At 48.7% G+C, this 22,060-nt stretch carries 15 protein-coding genes, 1 other RNA gene and 1 pseudogene; 14 read left to right on the top strand and 3 right to left on the bottom strand.

Annotation, left to right across the window (positions count from 1 at the left end):
* Positions 1–603: a Holliday junction resolvase RecU gene (gene recU, locus G3255_RS09930; protein WP_211654326.1), complete on the bottom strand. Its 603-nt coding sequence runs from the start codon at positions 601–603 to the stop codon at positions 1–3.
* A 190-nt stretch (positions 604–793) separates the two neighbouring features.
* Between recU and G3255_RS09925 the strand changes: the two genes are divergently transcribed.
* From G3255_RS09925 to G3255_RS09895, 7 genes are all read left to right on the top strand, one after another.
* Complete coding sequence (locus tag G3255_RS09925; protein ID WP_211654325.1) at positions 794–1,162, top strand: YppE family protein; 369 nt, start codon at positions 794–796, stop codon at positions 1,160–1,162.
* Entirely contained in the window at positions 1,159–3,429 is a 2,271-nt protein-coding gene (locus G3255_RS09920) for a DEAD/DEAH box helicase (RefSeq protein WP_211654324.1), read from the top strand. Before G3255_RS09925 ends, G3255_RS09920 begins: the two co-directional genes overlap by 4 nt.
* A 4-nt stretch (positions 3,430–3,433) precedes the next feature.
* A complete protein-coding gene (locus G3255_RS09915) occupies positions 3,434–4,690 on the top strand; it encodes a ribonuclease H-like domain-containing protein (protein ID WP_211654323.1) in 1,257 nt (418 codons plus the stop codon).
* Between the two features lie 75 nt (positions 4,691–4,765).
* On the top strand, positions 4,766–5,059 hold the full coding sequence (gene gpsB / locus G3255_RS09910; RefSeq protein ID WP_068869266.1) for a cell division regulator GpsB: 294 nt from the start codon (positions 4,766–4,768) through the stop codon (positions 5,057–5,059).
* A 48-nt stretch (positions 5,060–5,107) separates the two neighbouring features.
* An RNA gene (gene rnpB, locus G3255_RS09905) (RNase P RNA component class B) lies at positions 5,108–5,486 on the top strand.
* A gap of 190 nt (positions 5,487–5,676) precedes the next feature.
* On the top strand, positions 5,677–6,813 hold the full coding sequence (locus G3255_RS09900) for a THUMP domain-containing class I SAM-dependent RNA methyltransferase (protein ID WP_211654322.1): 1,137 nt from the start codon (positions 5,677–5,679) through the stop codon (positions 6,811–6,813).
* A gap of 49 nt (positions 6,814–6,862) precedes the next feature.
* Complete coding sequence (locus G3255_RS09895) at positions 6,863–8,770, top strand: ATP-dependent DNA helicase (protein WP_211654321.1); 1,908 nt, start codon at positions 6,863–6,865, stop codon at positions 8,768–8,770.
* A gap of 142 nt (positions 8,771–8,912) precedes the next feature.
* Here G3255_RS09895 and G3255_RS09890 read toward each other — a convergent pair.
* A pseudogene (locus G3255_RS09890) lies at positions 8,913–10,571 on the bottom strand (IS1182 family transposase); the annotation flags it as partial.
* Positions 10,572–10,973: 402 nt separating this feature from the next.
* Here G3255_RS09890 and G3255_RS09885 point away from each other — a divergent pair.
* The 4 genes from G3255_RS09885 to G3255_RS09870 all read left to right on the top strand — a co-directional run bounded on the left by G3255_RS09885 (position 10,974) and on the right by G3255_RS09870 (position 17,876).
* Positions 10,974–12,467 (top strand): carboxypeptidase M32, encoded by a 1,494-nt coding sequence (locus G3255_RS09885; protein ID WP_211654320.1) that lies wholly within the window; start codon positions 10,974–10,976, stop codon positions 12,465–12,467.
* Between the two features lie 42 nt (positions 12,468–12,509).
* Positions 12,510–13,268, top strand: a complete 759-nt coding sequence (locus G3255_RS09880) for an SDR family NAD(P)-dependent oxidoreductase (protein ID WP_211654319.1) — start codon at positions 12,510–12,512, stop codon at positions 13,266–13,268.
* 91 nt (positions 13,269–13,359) lie between these two features.
* The gene (locus tag G3255_RS09875) at positions 13,360–16,941 is read left to right on the top strand and encodes a dynamin family protein (RefSeq protein WP_211654318.1); all 3,582 of its coding nucleotides are present in this window, start codon (positions 13,360–13,362) and stop codon (positions 16,939–16,941) included.
* Between the two features lie 2 nt (positions 16,942–16,943).
* Positions 16,944–17,876 (top strand): sulfurtransferase, encoded by a 933-nt coding sequence (locus tag G3255_RS09870; protein WP_211654317.1) that lies wholly within the window; start codon positions 16,944–16,946, stop codon positions 17,874–17,876.
* A gap of 41 nt (positions 17,877–17,917) precedes the next feature.
* Here G3255_RS09870 and G3255_RS09865 read toward each other — a convergent pair whose 3' ends face one another.
* Complete coding sequence (locus tag G3255_RS09865) at positions 17,918–19,231, bottom strand: hemolysin family protein (protein WP_249222105.1); 1,314 nt, start codon at positions 19,229–19,231, stop codon at positions 17,918–17,920.
* 166 nt (positions 19,232–19,397) lie between these two features.
* Here G3255_RS09865 and G3255_RS09860 point away from each other — a divergent pair, with 166 nt between their 5' ends.
* The 3 genes from G3255_RS09860 to G3255_RS09850 are packed head-to-tail and all read left to right on the top strand — an operon-like array spanning position 19,398 to position 21,918.
* Positions 19,398–20,978 carry an amidohydrolase gene (locus tag G3255_RS09860; RefSeq protein WP_211654316.1) on the top strand — a complete coding sequence of 527 codons (1,581 nt, stop codon included), beginning with the start codon at positions 19,398–19,400 and terminating at the stop codon, positions 20,976–20,978.
* Positions 20,979–20,980: 2 nt separating this feature from the next.
* Positions 20,981–21,700: an SDR family NAD(P)-dependent oxidoreductase gene (locus tag G3255_RS09855; protein WP_249222104.1), complete on the top strand. Its 720-nt coding sequence runs from the start codon at positions 20,981–20,983 to the stop codon at positions 21,698–21,700.
* A gap of 17 nt (positions 21,701–21,717) precedes the next feature.
* Positions 21,718–21,918, top strand: a complete 201-nt coding sequence (locus tag G3255_RS09850) for a hypothetical protein (RefSeq protein WP_249222103.1) — start codon at positions 21,718–21,720, stop codon at positions 21,916–21,918.
* The last annotated feature ends 142 nt before the right edge of the window (positions 21,919–22,060 follow it).

The following is a 22,060-nucleotide window of genomic DNA, read 5'->3' as shown; positions in this document are numbered from 1 at the left end:
CTATTTCATTAGCTGATGGAGCACGGATAAATAGTCAATTCTCGGGAAAGCGCCTGGCTTTACTTCAACCGAGGCTTCTTCCACTTCCGCTAAAGTCATCGATTTTCTGCCGCCTGCTGACATTCGCTTCCAATAGGTTTCCAATATTTCGAATGGCAAAACGAAATAGCGGTCGAGTGAAGAGAATCGGATGATCAAAAAGGCCAGGCCTCCGTGGCGGATGATGTCTGCCATATGATGCACTTGGTGTTCGTGGATGTTCTTCAGCGGAAAAGACGTCCGGATTTCGGTTTCTTTCGCTTCGAAATCGACGTAGCGGCCTTGCCAGATGCCGTTGTAATCAGTCGTCGACGGTGCTTGGAAATAAGCTTCCCGGATGACCGCAGCGCTTCGTGACGGATATTCGACACGCACGATTTGCACCGGCACGGGCTTTTTATGGATGACGGCAAGCCCGCGCTGTAAATAAAAACTATTTGTTTCGTTCAGTTCATCCTCCAGCGTTTTTCCGCGATTGCTAAAGGAAACATCTTTCTTCTTTTTCTGCACCGGCTGATCCTTCGGTGGAGAAAACTTCTTTCCGTTTGGATAATTTATTGCCATTTGTGATACACCTCGCTTACTTTATCATATCACACGCACATAGACGACGAATATGATGAAAGGTTTCCGAACTTTATTCCTAATAATAGCGGATTTTGGAGCCATCTCCAACTGAAAAGAATGCCTGTTCGGCAAACTATATATGGCTTGCCGGATTGTGATAAACTAATGGCTATGGAGGGGGAATAAAATGGACCTCAAGCAATTATCAACCAAGCTATACGAAGAATGCGATATGTGTCTTTCACGCTTTAAGAAAATGCGTGAACTGGACGCAGATCCTGATTTTTTTCAAGATGTAAAACCGTATGCCGATGAATGGCATGCTGCCATAGATGAATGGAAAGATGCTTCGCTTATGTTTATCCGGAACGAACGGCCGAAATACGTCCACAAGCTGCAAATCGATAATGCGGCAGAAGGTATGGGGCAAGTATTCGTCCAAAGTTTTTATAAAGATACGAGCAAAAAACGTTTTGTCCAGACGATCCAAGCGGCTCAGTACACGATACAGACTTTGCTTACAGCGATAGATGAAAAGGGCGATGAGAAACAATGAGAATCAAAAAGACAATACCGGAAATCCTTAAAGAGTGGAAAGTGGAGCCGGAGATGATGGAGCGCATTTACCATTGGCATACGAAGCCTGAGAAGCCGGCAAGCTATGCCGATTTCCCGGAAGCGATGCACGATAGCCTGAAACAAGCTTTACGCAAAAAAGGCATCGAACAATTGTATACCCATCAAAGGCAGGCGTTCGACTTGGCGCAAGCGGGCAATTCGTTTACGGCAGTAACGCCGACCGCATCCGGTAAATCGTATTGCTATCATTTGCCGGTGCTGCATAAAATATTGAATGACCCGAATGCGCGCGCCTTGTATCTGTTTCCGACAAAAGCTTTGGCGCAAGACCAAAAAAGCGATTTGCACGATTTAATCGAAAAGACCGAGCAGTCGATCTTGTCCTATACCTATGACGGCGACACGTCCCCGTCGATCCGGACGAAAGTGCGGAAAGCCGGGCAAATCGTCATGACCAATCCCGACATGCTCCATTCCGGCATTTTGCCGCATCATACGAAATGGGTGTCTCTTTTTGAGAACCTTCATTATATAGTGATCGATGAACTGCACACTTATAAAGGGGTATTTGGCACCCATGTGGCGCATGTCATCCGCCGCTTGAAACGCATCTGCAACTTTTACGGCAGCGATCCGGTCTTTATCTGTACGTCGGCGACCATTGCCAATCCGAAGCAGCTGGCTGAAAGTTTGACCAATACCGACCACGAGTTGATTGACCAGAACGGCGCGCCAGCAGGCAAGAAGCATATCCTGTTCTATAATCCGCCGATCGTCCACCCGACATTCGGCGTCCGGCGCAGTGCGGTGCTCGAAGTGCGTGATCTGGCGACATATCTCGTCAAGCAAGGCGTCCAGACAATCGTCTTTGCTAAATCACGCGTGCGTGTGGAAATGCTGGTAACTTATTTAAACGAAATTACGAAATATAAGTTGCAGGACGAATCGATTAAAGGCTACCGCGGCGGCTATTTGCCTTCGGAGCGGCGTGCCATCGAAAAAGGCTTGCGCGACGGCTCGATCCAATGCGTCGTATCGACCAATGCGTTAGAACTCGGCGTCGACATCGGCCAATTGCAAGCGTGCATCATGACCGGCTATCCCGGCAATATCGCGAGCGCCTGGCAGCAGGCGGGCCGTGCGGGCAGGCGCCAGGACGAATCGCTCGTCGTCTATGTCGCCCAGTCGACAGCACTCGACCAATACATCATCAACCATCCGGAATATCTTCTCGACCAATCCCCGGAAGAAGCGCGCATCCATCCGGAGAACATCATCATCCTGATGGATCACTTGAAATGCGCGTCATTCGAACTGCCGTTTTCGACAGATGATATGTACGGAGAATTCGATGTCCAGTCTTTGCTTGAATATCTTCAGGAAGAAGGGGTTCTCGTCCGGACATCAGACCGTTGGCATTGGATGAGCGACCGTTTCCCGGCGCACGATATTTCCTTGCGCTCGGCGACACAGGAAAACGTCGTCATCGTCGATCAATCGGTTCCGGCCGACACGAAAGTCATCGGCGAGATGGACCGCTTCAGCGCCATGACGCTTTTGCATGAAGAAGCGATCTACCTTCACCAAGGCACCCAGTTCCAAGTCGAGATCTTGGATTGGGAAGAGAAAAAAGCGTATGTGCGCGAGGTGGACGTCGATTATTTCACCGACGCGAACTTGGCGATCGAACTGAAAGTGATCAGCGAAGACAAACATCGCAAGCTCCACCAGTCCAATGTGTTTTACGGCGATGTGGCGGTTCTGGCCATGCCGACGATCTTCAAGAAAATCCGTTTCGATACGCATGACAATATCGGCTCAGGGCCGATTTCACTTCCTGCAGAAGAATTGCATACCTCATCGACTTGGCTCAGTTTCGACAAGCCAGCCGATTTCAGCGATTCAGATTTGTCGGATATGATGACCGGCGCAGCTTATGCAATCGAAAGCTTTATCCCGATATTCGTACAATGCGACCGGCGCGATGTCCACGTCGTGCCGCAAGTGAAATCACCGCACAACGACCAGCCCTCATTTTTCATTCACGATTCTTACCCAGGGGGCATCGGCATCAGCGAACGCATCTATGAGTTATGGCAGCCGCTGCTTGAAAAAGCGCGCCAGCACGTCACGGAATGCCCATGTTTCGACGGGTGCCCGTCGTGTATCGGCGCACAGGATGCAGCGATGGATATGAAAGGGCGCGTCATCGAATTGCTCGTGGAATTGGAGAAAGAGGGGTGAGCGTATGTCTTTTGAAAACAAGCTGATGCAAATGAAAGGCATGCTGAATAAAAAACCGGCAGCCCGAAAAGCGCAAACGACTCCTGCACGGCCGTCTCATGAAATGCAATGGAAAGAAATTGGCTTGACGTTAAAGGAAAATAAATTCGGTTTTGTGTTTGAGAAAAAAATCGCGTATCCACTTGATTACCTCCACGGCAATGTCGTGCTGGGCGAACTCGACCGTGTGCTTAAGGCATGGCAGAATACTGATTACGAGCATCCATTCAAACTCTCAGAAGAAGCCCCTCTGGTGTTTTTCGATACGGAAACGACAGGGCTCGGTGGGACGGGGGCATATATTTTTCTGCTCGGCGTATTGGAACGAAAACCAGACCGTTTTGAAATGACTCAATGGATCATGCCGGATCCTTCGCAAGAAGCGGCTTTTCTCTATGAGTCGAATTTATGGCAGGCACAGGACTCGGTCATTTTCTCCTATAATGGCAAAAGCTTCGACTGGCCGCAGCTCCATTCGCGCTGGACGATGCACCGCGGGGCCTTGCCGAAACTGCCGGACCCGAAGCAGATTGATTTATTCCACGGCACGAAACGGATCTGGAAAAACGAATTGCAGCGGCTCAAGCTCAGCGTCATCGAAGAAGAAAAGCTCGGCTTTGCCCGCAGCGGGGACGTGCCGGGGTATTTGATCCCCGCAATTTATCTCGATGCGGTCAAAAGCGGATTTCCGGAAGGCTTGGCGAAAGTGCTGTACCATAATGAATTGGATATCCTGTCGCTCGTATCGCTTTATATCCGTTCATCCGATTTGTTGATGGAGGATCTCTCGAGCGAATCGAGCGGCGCCTACACGAATATTGGCAAATGGTATGCGGACTTGAAGCAATTCGACCAAAGCGCCGCTTACCTCGAACATGTCACGCTTGAGCGCGGAGATGCCGGGGCGCTTGCCCGCTTTTTGCTGGCAGTCCAAAAAAAGCGCAAAGGCGAATTTGCGGAAGCGCTTCAATTGTTTAAAGAAGCAGCGCCCCATCTGCGCGGCCCGGTGGAGGTGGAGGCGTGGGTACATTTGGCGAAACTTCACGAACATCAATTCAAAGATCCAACGCAGGCACTCGTCATGACCGGCTTTGCAAAAGAAGCAGCCAGCCATACGAAAGTCAGGAAGTCGATAGTGGACGACTTGGTCAAGCGTGAATTGCGGCTCGAGGAGAAAAAACGAAAAAAAGCCGCCGAATCTACGGTTCACAGAACACGATAAATATCGCTTATGCTATACTAACCGTAAGGAATAGACATATTTCACGAAGTTTCTTTTAATGGAAGGACGATTCGAATGGATATTAAATATGCAGCAAAAGACATTTTAGAAAAAGACTTTAAAACAGCCATGCGCGGCTACAACCAGGATGAAGTAGACCATTTCCTGGATGAAATCATTCAAGACTATGAATTGTACAACAAAAAAATCGAACAATTGCAAAATGAAAACCGCCGATTGCGCGCGGAGCTGGAGGAATCGCCAAAAAAGCAAGCAACTCCCGCGCCTGGAACGACCAATTTTGACATTCTGCGCAGGTTGTCCCATTTAGAAAATCATGTATTCGGCAATAAGCTCGACAATAGATGATAAGCTTGTCAATAGTCGCCGAATAGCGTATACTTAGTTAGCCATTTGAAATTCTGGCAATCGCTCCCGCACTTGATGCGGGAGAGGAAAGTCCATGCTCACACGGATCTGCGATGACCGTAGTGATCGCGCTCAGCGAAACAATAAGCTGGGGCAGCATTTATGCTGACGGCGGGTAGAACGCCTAAGTCTTCGGATATGGCCGAAATACCCTGAAGGTGCCACAGTGACGGAGCTGTCTAGGAAACTATGCAGGTGGAACGAGGTAAACCCCGCGAGTGAGAAACCCAAATTATGGTAGGGGCACTTTTCCAAGGGAAATGAACCGACGGAAGAGGCGGAGCGAATCCGCAGATAGATGATTGCCATCCGCTAGTACGAGGCTTTGGCTGTTTGAGTACGTGGAGACAAAACATGGCTTATAGAATTTTGAATGGTCTTAACTTATTATCTTTGAAAGGCTCTCCTGCTGGGGAGCCTTTCTTCATATGAATGAAGAAAAATTTGAAGTGAAAAATTATATATGGTCCAAGCTGCTGTCTATCAACATCCGGTATTGTCAGCAGTCGTTGCTATATGACTAAAACAGGTATTAGGAAGACGGAAAGGAAGTTGTTATGACTAGTTATAAATTACTGGCCACTGCGGCGATGGGTCTGGAATCCATCGTGGCAAATGAAGTAAAAGAACTTGGGTACGAAACGACGACAGACAACGGCAAAGTATTTTTTGAAGGAACTGCCCGCGATATCGCGAAAACGAATCTCTGGCTGCGCACCGCTGACCGCGTGAAATTGATCGCCGGCGAATTCGAAGCGACCACTTTTGATGAGCTGTTTGAACAGACAAAAGCGATTGAATGGGAAAAATACTTGCCAGTCGATGCCGAATTCCCTGTTCAAGGAAAATCGGTTAAATCAAAGCTTCACAGTGTGCCGACCTGCCAGTCGATCGTCAAAAAAGCAATTGTCGAGCGCATGAAAAAAGCATATCACCGCAATGCCTTTTTAGACGAATCGGGACCTCGATTCAAAATAGAAGTGTCGATTCTAAAAGACAAAGTGCAGTTATCGATCGATACAAGCGGAGCCGGACTCCATAAACGCGGCTACCGCGTCGGGCAAGGCGAAGCACCACTAAAAGAAACTTTGGCGGCAGCGCTTATCAAATTGTCGCGCTGGAGCCCAGATCGCCCATTTGTCGATCCGTTCTGCGGTTCAGGGACAATCGTCATCGAAGCAGCAATGATCGGCCAGAACATCGCCCCGGGCTACAACCGGGAATTCGATAGCGAACAATGGCCATGGATTGGTTCCAAGATCTGGGATGAAGTTCGTGCAGAAGCGGAAGAGCAAGCGAATTACGACCAGCCGCTTAATATTCTCGGCACGGATATCGACCACCGGATGATCCAAATCGCCGAAGAAAACGTAATTGAAGCTGGATTTGCAGGAATTGTCCGTTTGCAGCAGCGCCAAGTGACAGATTTCACGACAACTGAAGAGAACGGTGTTGTCATCGGGAACCCGCCGTACGGCGAGCGGATCGGTGAAGTGGAAGTCATCGAAGAAATGATTGGGGATATGGGACAAATGTTCTCGAAATACCCGACATGGTCTGTTTATATGCTGTCTTCGATGGAAGGCTTTGAAAAACTCTACGGCCAAAAAGCGACGAAAAAACGCAAATTATATAATGGTTTTATCCGCACGGACCTGTTCCAATTCTGGGGAGAACGTCCAAAAAATAAATGAGGAAAACGGAAGGGCGTGTGCCCTTCCGTTTCTCTGTGAGGGGTTTTATATGAGACAAGCATTGCCATTTCCGTTATCCAAAGATAAAACGTTCTTTGACTCATTGAACGACTGGATCGGGGATATCTTCTACGATATTCTGCCTGAAAAAGGGTATGAACTTCGCGATGAACAGATTTTTATGTCGTTTCAATTGGAAAAAGCACTGAAAGAACGACAAGTGCTATTTGCAGAAGCTGGCGTCGGCACAGGCAAGACGATGGCCTATTTATTGCCAGCGATTGCATATGCCCGCTACACAGGCAAACCTGCCCTCATTTCTTGTGCAGATGAGGCATTGATCGAACAATTGGTGAAAAAAGGCGGGGATATCGACCGTTTGGACGAATTGTTCAATTTGAACCTGGACGTCCGCCTCGCGAAATCACGCGACCAGTATTTATGCCTGCAACGCTTCGAAGGGGCAAAAAAACGCAGCGAAGCGGATTTCCTCGACCATATCGAAGATACGCTTCCCGAATTCGTCAACAAAACTTATTCGATGCAGCAAATGTATCCATATGGCGAACGCTCAAGTTATCCGGAACTCACGGATGATCAGTGGCAACAAGTCAATTACCATCCGATCCAAAACTGCAACGCTTGCGATATGCGCAATAAATGCGGATTGACCTTGCATCGCAACCATTACCGGGAAGCGACCGACCTGGTCATCTGTTCACATGATTTCCTGATGGAGCATATTTGGACAAAAGAAAACCGCAAGCACGAAGGCCAGGCGCCATTGCTTCCGGAAGTTTCACAAATTGTACTCGATGAAGGCCACTTACTGGAATTCGCGGCACAGCGCGCGCTTACTTATGAAGTACAGGAAAGCTCGCTTTATGACGTGACGGAAAAAGTCATGGTCGACGGGGTTCGCGAAAAGACGCTCGGGCTCATTGAACGGACCATCGATTTGCATACTGAGTTTTTCCGTGTGCTGCGCAGTAACTTGATCCCTAGCGAAGAAGACCGCAAAGCGATACAAGAAGACCCGCTATTGAAACGCATCGGGACGGAATTGATCCGCACCGTCGACAGCCTGTTGGAAGAATTCGTCTTCGAAGGGGAATTGTTCAGCATTCCGGAATACGAACTGAATCTGGCTGAGGAGTATTTCGAGCAGTATAACTTCTCGATGGGCTTATTTGTCGAAAACGGCGACGCGATTAGCTGGCTTGAAGAAAAAGATGAAATTGAAACTTTGGTCATCATGCCACGCCTTGTGACGGATATTCTCGATGAGAAATTATTCGATGGCAAACTGCCGATTGTCTTTTCTTCCGCCACATTGTCTGTCGCGAAGGATTTCACTTATTTAGCGGATACCTTAGGGATCGACAATTTCGAATCGTTCTCGGTGCCGTCTCCGTTTGAATACGAAGAAGTGATGGAGATCTTCAAGCATCCTGTCGCACAGGAGGCAAAAGCGCAAAAAGTACTGGAACTGGCAGCGGAAGGCGGACAGACTTTGGTATTGTTCAAATCAAAAGCCGCCATGCAATCTTTCAAACGAGCAGTGCCGAAAGATTCTCCGCTTGCACTCGAGTTTGAAGGCGACCGTGAGCTATCGTCTGTCGTGCGCGATTTCCAGGATGGCAAATTCCAAGTGCTTTGCTCCCATCATCTATGGGAAGGAATGGACTTGCCGGGAGACGCCTTGACTAAGGTTATCATTGTCGATTTGCCGATGCCGCCGAGCGACCCGGTATTCGATGCCAAACGCAAATTCAGCGAGCATCCGCTGGAAGAGATCGACTTGCCGTTTATGCAGCTGCGCTTGCAGCAAGGCGTCGGGCGGTTGATCCGCTCTTCATCTGACCATGGCCAAATCCATTTGCTATTGACCGAAGAGGAATTGCGCATTGAACATCTCTGGCAGAATGTTTTGCCAGTAGCGGCGAAAAATCGATGAATAAAATAGAATTGATAAATGGGGCTGTCCCATAAGCCCCTAAAATAAAGCAGACGGAGAAAAAGAATTTCTTTTTCTCCGTCTGTTTTTCATTTATTGGTGAGGTCACTGAAAGTAGCCGGCGCATGCCGGCTACTTTCAGGAGGTTGTGGGCCAATGCCACAATCCCGAACTCTGTATGCACTTTCTCTAAGCCCCGGAGGAGAAATCGGCGGAACGACCGATTGCCCTTGATATGACCGAACACACTTTCTACGTCAATTTTGCGTTGGGCGTAGATTTGTGTCTTCGTTTCATCTTCAAGAGCTGCTTTGGCCTTCGCTTTCATTTCTTCATAAATGGGATTCCATTGGACTTGTCGGTTGCCTTTTGCTTTCGTGCAGAGGGCTTTTAACGGACAATCCGAACAGTCTTCGCATTCATAGATTTTTAAGTTTTGTTCGTAACCGGAGGCATTCTTTTTATTCAGGTATTTTTTAAATGCGACACGCCGACCATTCGGACAGATGAAACAATCTTCCTCCTCTAGGTATGTCCAATTTTTCGCGTGTTTGATATTCTTCTTGTAACTCGCTGATTTTTCCTTCAGATACATTCCATATGGAATGAGAAAGTCGAAATGCGGCTCTTTTTCATCGCCCAACGCATACAGGTAATTCTCTTCACTGCCATAGCCTGCATCGGCAATGACCGTCTTCGGCATGGGCAGGCTGGAAGCCGCTAGTTTCTCCAGATGCGGAAGAAAACAGCGCGTGTCCGTTGGTCGCTGATGTATCGAATAATAAAGAATGAACTGATTTTCTGTGGCCATTTGTACATTATAAGCTGCTTTCAATTGACCATTTTTCATGTGATCATCTTTCATTCGCATAAAGGTCGCATCCGGGTCTGTTTTCGAAAAGCTGTTTCGATCACCGAAGATCTCGTGGTACTGACTATATTTCTCCAGACGCGGAAGGAAATCTTCGCGAATCGCTTTGACCGGCTTTTTCCACTCACTGCGCTTGGACCGGAGTTGCTTTCGTTTTTCGGTATCGTCTTCCAGATCAAGGGCTTCCGTGAATGCGTCAATCTGTTCTTCCATGGCTTCCGCCATTTCTTCCAGCTGTTCAGGCGTTGCTTCTTCTACCTGTTCGTTGAGTGGAATCGCTTCAGCTGCGGCCAGTTCATGGATATGCTGAATCGTTTCGGCAATCTTTACCTTCAACTTGCCTTCGAAATTCTGTGTCGCTTTTTTCCAGACGAATGAATACTTATTGGCATCAGCTTCAATTTTGGTGCCATCCAAAAAATAATGCTCCATAGTGATGTAGTTCTGTTCGATCAGCTGGTGAATCATCTGTTCAAAAAGGGAGTCCATCATCGCTTTTAAGTGGTCCGAACGGAACCGGTTAATCGTTCGGTGATCTGGTTGTTGGCCAGCTGCGAGCCACATGGACGGAATGTGTTCAGTAAGTGTTTCTTCAATACCTCGAGAAGAATAGATTTTCTTCGAATAAGCGTAAAGGATAACTTTGGTCATCATCTTTGGATGGAAAGAGCTTCTTCCGCCGCCTTTATAGTGCGCGAAAAACAGCTCATCATCAATCAATTCCACCATTTCGTCGATGACCCGGGCGACATGGTTGGCTGGCACAAGATCTTGTATATCAAAGATGGCAAAGCCTTGTTGGTTGTTATAGGGAATGAACGTAGGACTCGCTTTTTTGGATAGCGGAACGCCAGTTCCTTCTCCCAGAGCGAGTGGAAATGCGGCTTGTTCAGTGTTATAATTTGAGGAAGTAATCTTCGGATTGCACATAAAAATCGTCCTTTCTCTAATGGTGGTGTGGTAACTCCCATTTTACAGAAATGGACGATTTTTTTGTATCCTTTTTTCTTTTTAAACCGGCTGATGGGAATGGAGACGGCGACTCCAGCGGGAACAGCGCGAGCCGAAGACCCTGGACTGAGCGAAGCGAGGGAAGAGGCTAAGGCCGTGCCCGCGGAAAGCGTCCGTCGAAATGGACATCAGCCTTTTCTTTAGAAGACGAAAATGGACTGCCCCTAAAAGTCACTTTTCATGACCTTTTGGGACAGCCCCATTTTTTTATATCTGTTCCGCTGTTCCGCCTATAGAAATGAAATTCTTGAAAGCTGTGGGGGCGGACAAAAGCTTCCATATGATACAATAGACCGGAAAAGAAGGAGGAATATTGTGTAAATGGAACAACAATTCAGGGAACTACACCAGAAAATGACAAGTTATAACGAAGCCATCTCCTTGCTGTATTGGGATATGCGAACAGGCGCACCGAAGAAAGGCCAAGACTTGCGTTCAGAGACGATCGGGACCTTGTCTTCAGAACTTTTTGCGATGTCGACTTCCGAAGAATATGGCAAGCTGATCGCTGAACTGAAAAAGCAGGACGGCTTGTCAACCGCGATGCAGCGCTCTGTGGAAGAAGCGGACCGTGAGTACCAATTGAACGCCAAAATTCCACCGGAGGAATACCGTAAGTTCGTTGTCTTGACAAGCAAAGCGGAATCCGTTTGGGAAGAGGCGAAGGAGCAGGCGGATTTTACCATGTTCCAACCCTATCTTGAACAGCTCGTGGAAACGACGCGCCGCTTTGTCGGCTATTGGGGAATGAAAAACGGCAGCGTCTATAACACTTTGCTGGACCAGTATGAGCCAGGCATCACGACTGAGCAACTGGATAAGGTATTCGGGCAATTGAGAGACCGCATCGTGCCGCTCGTCAAACAAATCCAAGAGTCTGAGAATCAGCCGAACACCGAATTTTTGTATGGGCATTTCCCTAAACAAGCCCAGCAGGATTTCAGCTTGGATGTGCTGAACCAATTGGGCTATGATTTCGAAGCGGGAAGACTTGACGAAACGGTCCATCCGTTTATGATCGCAGTGAACCGCGGCGATGTCCGAGTGACGACAAAATACGATGAACGGGATTTCCGTACGGCTGTTTTTGGTACGATTCACGAGGCAGGCCATGCTCTGTATGAACAAAACATCAGCAGTGATTTGAGCGGATTGCCGGTGGACGGGGGCTCCTCGATGGGCATCCATGAATCACAGTCCTTGTTCTTTGAGAACTTTGTTGGGCGCAACGAGTCATTCTGGCGTCATAATTACGAGAAATTCCTATCTTATGCACCGGATTCGTTCCAGCAGGTAACGCTTGATGAATTCCTCAAAGCCATCAATGAATCCAAAGCTTCATTGATCCGCATCGAAGCCGATGAATTAACTTATGCACTTCATATCATGATTCGTTATGAATTAGAAAAAGGCTTGTTCGATGGCGACTATGAAGTCAAGGATCTCCCAGCTTTATGGAACGATAAATACGAGGAATATCTAGGCATCCGACCAGAACATGACGGTGAAGGCGTGCTTCAAGATGTCCACTGGGCAGGTGGCAGCTTTGGCTATTTCCCTTCCTATGCACTGGGGCTTCTGTATGCAGCACAGTTCAAAAATGCCATGCAAAAAGACATCCCGAATTATGATGAATTGCTGGCAAACGGAGAGATCGGCCCGATCACTGATTGGCTGACTGATAAAGTTCACCGGCACGGAGCTGTCAAGAAGCCGCTTGAGCTTTTAGAAGAAGCGACGGGTGAGAGCTTGAATGGAAATCATCTAGCAGAATACTTGGAAGCGAAATACGCCAAAATATATCAATTGGATTAAAGTGAAAAGTGAATAGGAAATGACTAAAAGGGGGATTTACTTGTGTTGGCATCTTTTCGTTTAGAAGGCAAGACCGCAATCGTTACCGGAGCCGGAAAGGGCATCGGGCGCGCGATTGCGTTAGCACTCGGTGAAGCAGGGGCCAATGTCCTGCTGGTCGCAAGGACCGAAAGCGACCTGAAGCAAGTCATGCAGGAAATGGCTAACGATCGCACAGCTTATGCAGTTGCGGATGTGACTGACCGCAATGAAATCCAAACGGCAGTCGAAAAGGCGGTCAAGCAGTTTGGCAGCGTCGATATTCTGGTCAATAATGCAGGGATGAATATTCGTTCCAAACTGGATGATGCGACAGACAGCGAATGGCATAAAATCATGGATACCAATGCGCAAAGTGTATTCATGTTTTCCCAAGAAACGGCCAAGTATATGAATAAGGGAGCGTCAATCATCAACGTCAGTTCCGTCGGCGGAGACCGCGCCCTGAAAACAGGCGTCGTCTATGCGGCTTCTAAAGCAGCGATTATTCAAATGACTAAAGTGATGGCGATGGAATGGGGCGATCGGGGCATCCGCGTCAATGCGATCGGCCCTTGGTATTTCCGTACGCCGCTTACGGAAAATTTGCTTTCAGACCAGGAATACTTGGATTCAATCCTTGCAGTGACACCGCTCAAACGCGTCGGCGAATTGCCGGAAGTAGCTTCTCCTGTTGTGTTCCTTGCATCGGATGCAGCGGGCTATATCACCGGTCAGACCTTGTTCATCGACGGCGGCATGTCGATCCACGGATTTTCCTGAGGATACATCCTTCCAGAGATGGAAGGATGTTTTTCGTTCTGTTGAAAAAAATGATATGATGAATAGAAGTAACGGTGAAGGAGATATACATATGACAGCGACAGACCATAAACAGGAATTAATCGAAACAGCGCATCTTTACCGAATTTTCAAGGATAATGACGACACGGAACGTGAAGAAAAAGCGGAATTATTTGCGCGTAAAATTTTGAAAGACCAATTCATTATCGGATTTGCCGGCCACTTCTCCTCCGGAAAATCGTCGATGATCAACGCTTTGACGGGCGAGACGCTATTGCCATCGAGCCCGATTCCGACAAGCGCAAACATCGTCAATGTCCATAAGGCTGAAAAAGACTATGCCACCGTCAACCGCAGGGGAGACCGTCCTGTGTATTTCCCTGAAAACTATGATTTCCAGGCGGTCAAGGATTTCTGCAAGAGCGGCGACGTCACGCAAATCGACATCGGACATTCGACTTCCGTGTTGCCAGAAGGCATCACTGTCATGGATACGCCGGGTGTCGACTCAACGGATGATGCCCACAGAATGTCGACTGAATCGGCTTTGCATGTGGCCGATATGGTGTTTTATGTCATGGATTACAACCATGTGCAATCCGAGCTCAATTTTAATTTCACAAAGGAATTGCAGAAATACACGGATCTTTATTTGATCGTCAACCAGATCGATAAGCATCAAGAAAGCGAGATGTCATTTGCGGAATTCCAGCAATCGGTTGCGGATAGTTTTGCCGCTTGGGGCGTCGAACCGAAAGGCATCTTTTTTACTTCATTAAAAGTCCACGACTTCCCGGGCAATGAATTCTCCGAAGTGAAACAGCTCGTCTCCTCCGTCATGGACAATTGGCAAGGGCACCTCGGGGAAGCTTCGGCATCTGCACTTCGTCAATTAAAAGATGAGCACATCGGGTTTTTGGAAGATGAAAAAGCGGAGCGGCTGGAAGCCTTCGCGAATGTGTTGTCTGAGGAAGAATGGGCTGCGCGCGAAGACCTAAAAAAAGAACATGAACTGATCAAGCGCCGCAGTTCTGTCCAAGATTACGACAATTGGCAATCGAATTTCGAGAAAAAGCGCAAAGAGCTGCTCGAAAACGCCAATATCATGCCTTATGAAGTGAGGGATTCGCTGAGTCCTTATATAGAAGCGCGCCAACCCGGATTTAAAGTGGGCTTATTGTTCAGCGGCAAGAAAACCGAAGAAGAGCGGGAAAACCGCAAAAAAGACCTTCAAGACAAGCTGTCGAAAACGATCGACTCACAAATGTCAGGCCATTTGAAAAAGTTGATGAAAACATCGCTGCGAGAAGCGGGCTTATTGACAGATACCGAGTCGCTTGAAATCGACAAAATGAAATTTGACTTGCCGTTTTCAGTCGTTGAGGAGAATGTTCCCGAAACGGCAACGATGACGGCGGATACCGTACTTAATGTCAGCAAGAGCCTGACTGCCCAAGTACAGCGCTGGCTCATCCAGGAAACCGATCCATGGAAAGCCCGCCAACAGGAGGGCTTCGAAGGGCTTCCGGACGATGCGGGAACGGAGATCGACATGAAATCCGAGTCGCTTGAACAAAAGGTGCTAGCGATCCGCACGCTCGAGGAAATGGACGAAGCGATTGATAAAGTGAAAAAATCCTTCACTGCCATTTTGCCGAAGCAGATGGATGCGGCAGAAAAACAAGTGGCTGACTGGCAAGATGCCTTTCATTTGTCGGCTGAAGACATGGTGGAATTTACACCATCGATGCTCGAACAGGAAGAACAACAGCAATGGGACGATGGCGACAGCGCCCCGACACACGAACTGGCCTCTTTTGATGAACAGCAAGTGCTGTCGCGTGTGAAACAAACGGCCGATATTTTAGAGCCGGTGCGCGGGTTTTCGGAAACGGTAGCCTATTTGAAACGGAAAGCGAAGCGTTTGGAAGGCCAGGAATTTACCATCGCCTTGTTTGGCGCTTTCAGTGCCGGGAAATCCTCGTTCTCGAATGCATTAATGGGCGAGACGGTGCTGCCAGTATCCCCGAATCCGACGACCGCGACCATCAATCGCATCCGCCCGGTGACCGACGCCCATCCGCATGAAACCGCCGATGTGCGTTTGAAAACCGTTTCGGCGATGACGGAAGATGTTAAAAACTCATTTGCCATTTTCGGTGTGAAAGTCGAGACGCTGGAACAGGCCTATGCGAAAACCGATGCGCTGCCGGATGAGGCAACAACTGAGCAGCAAATCCACAAATCGTTCCTGCTGGCCTTTAAAGGTGGCTATGAAGCCTTTTCCGAAAACCTGGGCGAAACTTTGCGCGTAAATCGCGAAGAATTCAGCTTGTATGTCGCTAAAGAAGAACGCAGTTGTTTTGTTGAGGAAATCGACTTTTATTTTGATTGCGAGCTGACCAGAAACGGTGTTACCCTAGTGGACACGCCAGGTGCGGATTCCATCAATGCGCGTCACACGAATGTTGCCTTCGAATATATCCGCAATGCAGATGCTGTCTTGTTCATCACGTATTACAACCACGCGTTTGCCCGCGCGGACCGTGAATTTTTGATCCAGCTCGGCCGCGTGAAAGACGCGTTCGAAATGGATAAGATGTTCTTTGTCGTCAATGCTATCGATTTGGCGAATAATGAAGAGGAAAAACAAGCAGTCATCGATTATGTCGGCAATGAATTGCAGCGCTTCGGCATCCGCTTCCCGCGCCTGTTCGGCGTTTCGAGCCTGCAAGCCTTGAAAGATCGCGACATTTCCGGCATGCCGGAGTTCGAAGAAAACTTCCAGCATTTCCTGAAAGAAGAACTAAAAGGGATTGCGGTCCAGTCGCTGTCAGAAGAAGAACAGAAAACAGTGGACCGTTTCCGCAATTTGATTCAGTCGACCGAAAAGAACTTGGAACGTAAAGACGAGCGCCTGGAAGAATTAAAGCAATTGGAACAGAAAGTCCGTAAACGCTATAGTGAAACGATGGCACCGGTATTGGAACAAGAAGCGAGCCAAGAACTTGGCGAATTGCTGTATTATGTGAAGCAGCGCGTCTTCTACCGCTTCAATGATTTCTTCAAGGAAGCTTTCAATCCTTCGCTGTTCGCAAAGGAATCCTCGAAGCAAGCGCTCGATACGGCATTGCGTGATTTGCGGGAAATGACGGCATTTGATTTCCAACAGGAGATGAGAGTGACCAATCTGCGGCTTGCTCGATTTGTCGAGAAGAAATTGACGGAACGCTTTAAAGACGATGCTGCCAAACTGAAGGACTGGAATTCGGAGTTTTCGTTTCTTCCATATGAAGTGACAGAAGCACAATTGCTCGAAGCGGGACAACCGTTCGGCGATGCCGATTATTCTACGGCTAAATCGTATTATAAGAACAATAAGAGCTTTTTCGAGAAAAACGAAAAAGAAACGATGCGCGACGCACTGCAGGGAATGATGGAACCGGACGCCGGCCGTTATTTGGAACGGGAAAAAGCCGCTTTGATCGAATGGGCCGAGTTCTGGATTGAACAGGAAGCAGAAGGACTGCGTCAGCATCTGCTGCGCCAGGCCATTGAGCAGATTGAATCCGAGCGCAGCCTGTTGCAGCAAAGCGAAATTTTGGCGCAATGGAAGCAATTGCATGAAAAATTGATGGAAGGCAGGGGATAAATATGACTGTTTTTATTGAAACGATAGATACAGAAAATTACCGTTGGATCGATGCGCGTTTTGACTTGAAGGATTCCGCATGGGGAAGCGAAAGCTTTGCGGCGGAACATGTGGAAGGGGCGATCCACTGGGATTTGGAGAACGATTTATCCGATATGGCGTCTGCGAACGGCCGCCATCCGATGCCAAGTAAAGAACAGCTGACACAATTATTTCAAGCAGCAGGTTTGGAATTGACGGATTCGATCGTCGTCTATGACCAGGGCGGCTCTCCCTATGCCGCGCGGGCATGGTGGCTGCTGGCTTATGCCGGATTTGAAAACGCGTATATCAGCCGCGTCGGTTTTGACGAACTGAAGCAGCAAGGCATTGCGACTTCGAATGAATCCACTTCCTATCCGGCTTCAGCGGTGGCGCCGGAGTTTCAAGATCATTTGTTTGCAACGCGTAAAGACGTTCAGCAAATCGTTGATGGCAAAGAATTGGGTGTCTTGATCGATGCCCGTTCTCCTGAGCGCTACGCTGGCATCAACGAACCGATCGATGCGGTCGCCGGGCGCATACCGGGGGCGCGCAATTACGATTGGTCGCAATTGGTGTCGAATGGAGCATTTCGTACCGACGAAGAGTTCGGCAGCTTGCTGCAGCCGAAAGAACCGGCTGTCGTCTACTGCGGCAGCGGCGTCACGGCAGCTGCGCTGTATGCCATGCTTGCTGAAAAACAGCATGAAGGCTTGAAGCTTTATGTGGGCAGCTATTCTGACTGGATCTCCGATGAGGACAGTGTCGTTGAAATTGACCGCAATGAGCATCCAGAAGCAGCCGATGACCAGACCAAAGCGGTATTGGCGAAATTGATCGAAGAAGGCTACACCGGCGAGATGCTGATGAAGAAATTCGAATACGAAAAATCGCTATTGAATGATAAAAAGTAAATAAAAAAACGGCATTGCTAATGATTAGCAATGCCGTTTTTTTATGATTTGTTTTTCTTGTTCAATTGGACAGTGATGATTTGGTGGTTCTCCATCTCGCGCACGATAAAGCGGAAGTCGGTCAAATCGATGACGCCGCCTTCTGCGATGTCAGTGTCCATCATCTGGACCCAGCCCCCGACAGTGTCGATGTCTTCACTTTCTTCGAATTCGATCGGGAAGCGGGCTTCGAGTTCAGACAACAGCACCCGGCCGTTGACAAGGAAATTATGATGATCTATCCGTTTGATATCATCGGTTTCGTCGTGGTCGAATTCATCGCGGATTTCACCGACAATTTCTTCCAGGATATCTTCCATTGTGATGACGCCGGCCGTCCCGCCGTATTCATCGACAACGATTGCCATATGAACGTGCTGGCTTTGCATACGCAGCAGCACATCCTGGATTGGCGCCTGGTCATGGACGAATGGCAAGTCATGGATCGTCAAGCTTTTGGAGAGATCCCTGGCCGTGGTGTAGCTCGTCAACAATTCCTTGATATTAACAAAGCCGATGATGGCGTCTTTATCGCCGTCTTCGGTTACGGGGTAGCGTGTATATTGATGTTCTTCAATAATTTCCATTAATTCATCATGATCCATTTCCAGCGAAATGGTAATCATTTGCGTTCTCGGCAGCATGATGTCTTTCGCCAGCCGTTCATCAAACGAAAAGATATTTTGCATATACGCCAATTCATTCTGGTTGATCTCACCGCTCTGGTAACTCTCGTGCATCAAATGCTTCAAGTCTTCTTCGGAATGGCCGTATTCCGGCTGTAAAGTCCGGATGCCCAGCGGCCGTAAGAGGAGCCGTGCCGCTGCATTGAGCAGCCAAAGTATGGGTGCGAATACACTGCCGGCAAGACTCAGCGCGGGAGCGAGGCGGAAGGCCGCGCGTTCTGCATACTGAGCTGCCAACGCTTTCGGCGCCAGTTCCCCGATGATGGCGCGGATGAAAAAGACCAGCACGAGCACTGTGATATATGCGATCGGCCCTGCCGCATTTGATCCGGCATTATCGGCCACCGCCTGTACAGAAGGCAATTCGGCAATGTTTTTTGACAGCCAGCCAAGGCCGATTGCCGTGACGGCGATGCCAAAGCGTGAAACGGATAAATAATAGTCCAGGTTATTGCTGATTTTTTCCAGCCAATTGGCATTTTTGCGCCCTTCCGATAAGGCTTGTTCGATGCGCGACAAGCGCACCCGGATGATGGAGAATTCCGCTCCTACAAAAAAAGCGGTAAAAAATAAAAGAATACTTGCGGTTGCGATATAAAGATAAAATATACTGTCCAATTCGTCCCCCATGTCCGGGAGCTCACCTCAGCTTTCTAAAGTTGTGCATAGTATATCATAAATGAGGAAGCTTGTATCTGCGGGCAGGCGCAGAAAAATTTAGTCATTTCCAGCCAAACTTATTGAATGCACTGAAAAATATATTTATGATGAACAAAGAGAAAAGGAGTGGTTTTAGATGAAGGTGCTTATTTACGGGGGACAGATTTATACAATGGAAACAGAAGGCGAGACCGTAGAAGCGGTGCTGGTCTCTGATGACCGCATAGAAAAAACAGGGTCTTACGAAGAATTGCGTCAACTAGCCGATAAGGAAATTGATTTGGCCGGCCGCACCATGTACCCGGGGCTGGTCGACAGCCACCTGCATCTGATTCAGCACGGAGAAAAATTGATGCGCGTCGATTTGTCGAAAATTGATAGTTCAGACAGCATGAAAGAGCAATTGATCCGCTCGACGGAAGGGCATTCCGGGGATGAATGGTTTATCGGAGAAGGGTGGAATGAAAACAATTTCCCGGACCGGAAAATTTTCCACCGCAGCGAACTCGATGCCATCTGTGAATCGCCGATGATGTTAAAACGCGTTTGCCGCCATGCAGTGCTCGCCAATTCGCGTGCACTTGAACTGGCAGGCATCACGAAAGAAACCGAAGATCCAGAAGGCGGCGTCATTGTACGGGATACAAACGGCGAACCAACAGGGTATTTGCTCGATGCAGCCCAGGATCTCGTTGCGAATGTCGTGCCTGAAGTGAGCGTCGATTATTTGACGAAAGCGCTGAAAACTTCAGTCGACGATTTGCTCAAGCTCGGGCTTACTGGAGGCCATACAGAAGATATGGGGTATTACGGCCATTACTCACGGCCACTGCAAGCTTTCCATAATGTCATCGGCAAGGAAACGAAATTCCGTGCCCATTTGCTGCGCGCCCATAGTGCTTTTGAGGAAATGATGGAAGACGCCAAGTATTTGGAACCGTTTATCGATCCGGGCCCGATGAAATTATTCGCTGACGGTTCGATCGGCGGCAGGACGGCATTGCTTAGCCGCCCTTATACAGACGACCCATCGACTAGCGGTGTGGCGATTCATTCCGACGAAGAATTGAAACGCCTCGTGTCCGTAGCAAGAAAACACGGGGAAGCGGTTGCGATCCACGTCATTGGGGATTTCGCGATGGAAAAAGCGCTCGATGCGATTGAAGCCCATCCAACGCCTGAAGGCAAACGGGATCGGCTCATTCACGCGATGGTGCTGAGAGAAGATTTGCTTGAGCGTTTGAAACGTCTTGATGTGGCGCTTGATCTCCAGCCAAGTTTTGTGCCTTCGGATTTCCCGTGGGTAGTGGAGCGTCTCGGCGATGACCGTCTCGCGTTATCGTATGCCTGGAAGACGCTATTGGATGAGGGCATCATCTGCGCAGGCGGATCCGATGCGCCGATTGAGGAAGTCGACCCGCGCCAAGGCTTGTTTGCGGCTGTCGCACGCAGAAAACCAGAAGAGACACACGAAGGGTATTTGCCTGAACAAAAACTTAGCCGCTTCGAAGCGATCCGACTTTACACGTATGGCAGCGCACAAGCCATTTGCATGGAGCATCGCCGCGGCCTCATCAAAGAAGGATTCGATGCGGATTTCACCGTGTTCGACCGTGATTTGTTCGAAGGGCCAGATGAGCAATTGCTAAGCGCTGAAGTGGAAATGACAGTCATTGCAGGCGAAGTCATGTATGAGAAAAATGGAGTGGAGGTGTGAAGATGGAAACATTTATCATTACCGGTGCTTCGAAAGGCATCGGCCTTGCACTCAGCAAACAATTGGCAGCGTCCGGCCATCAAGTAATCGGCATCGCGCGCACGGAGCCTGAAGACTGGACGGGTGCACTGTTCATTACCCATGATTTGACCGATATCGCCGGGATTTCCCAAGTCATGTCACGAGCGGCAAAAGAAATTTCAGCTGAAGCCGAAGCGGTTACTTTGGTCAATAACGCCGGAACGGTCGAACCGATCGGCTTTGCTGGCGCGAACGACGGACAGGACATCGCGAAGAGCATCACCTTGAACTTGACGGCGCCGATGGCTTTGTCTTCCGCATTCTTGCGCGGGACAGAGTCCTTAAAGACGCGCCGCATCGTCAATATCTCATCAGGTGCCGGCAGAAAACAGGTCAAAGGCTGGAGCGCCTATTGCGCAGGCAAGGCGGGTCTCGACCATTACACGACCTGTCTGGATGCTGAATATGAAAACCTTAAAGCAGTTTCGGTCGCACCCGGGATTATCGATACCGGTATGCAAGAAAAAATCCGGGAAAGCGGGGAAGAGGATTTTCCTCAGATTGAGCATTTCCGTGACTATAAGCGCAGCGGCAAACTCAGCAGCCCGGAAGACACAGCGTCTGGCTTGATTCAATTGATGAAACGCCCGGACTTTCATTCGCTGCCGGTACTGCTTGATTTAAGGGAGCTGCCGCAATGAAGAAGGGGGAAGCCCAATTGGCTACGAAACAGGAAAAGCTGGCGAAATTGCGTGAAGCGGACCAAGCGGGTGTCGATGTGTCGAGCCCGAAAGCCGTCATTACGCACATGCTCGCACGCGGCGACAAAGATGCTGTGCTATGGTTTTATAAAAAAGGAAGCGTCGAATTCGATTTTGATACTTACCGCAAGCTTGTTGCGGAATTGAAAGCACATTAAGCCAAACCCCCCGATCAGCTATTTGTGGATTGGGGGTTTTCTATGTGTCGATTCAGCTGAAAGCAAGACGCTTTCAGGATTGGAATTATGCTATAGTTGATTTTAGGAAATGAGTTAATCTTTCAAAAAAGGATGGAATTCA

The organism is Planococcus sp. MSAK28401, from assembly GCF_018283455.1.
GTDB lineage: Bacteria > Bacillota > Bacilli > Bacillales_A > Planococcaceae > Planococcus > Planococcus alpniumensis.
The sequence above is the reverse complement of the archived record's forward strand: the minus strand, read 5'-3'. Positions and strand labels throughout refer to the sequence as shown.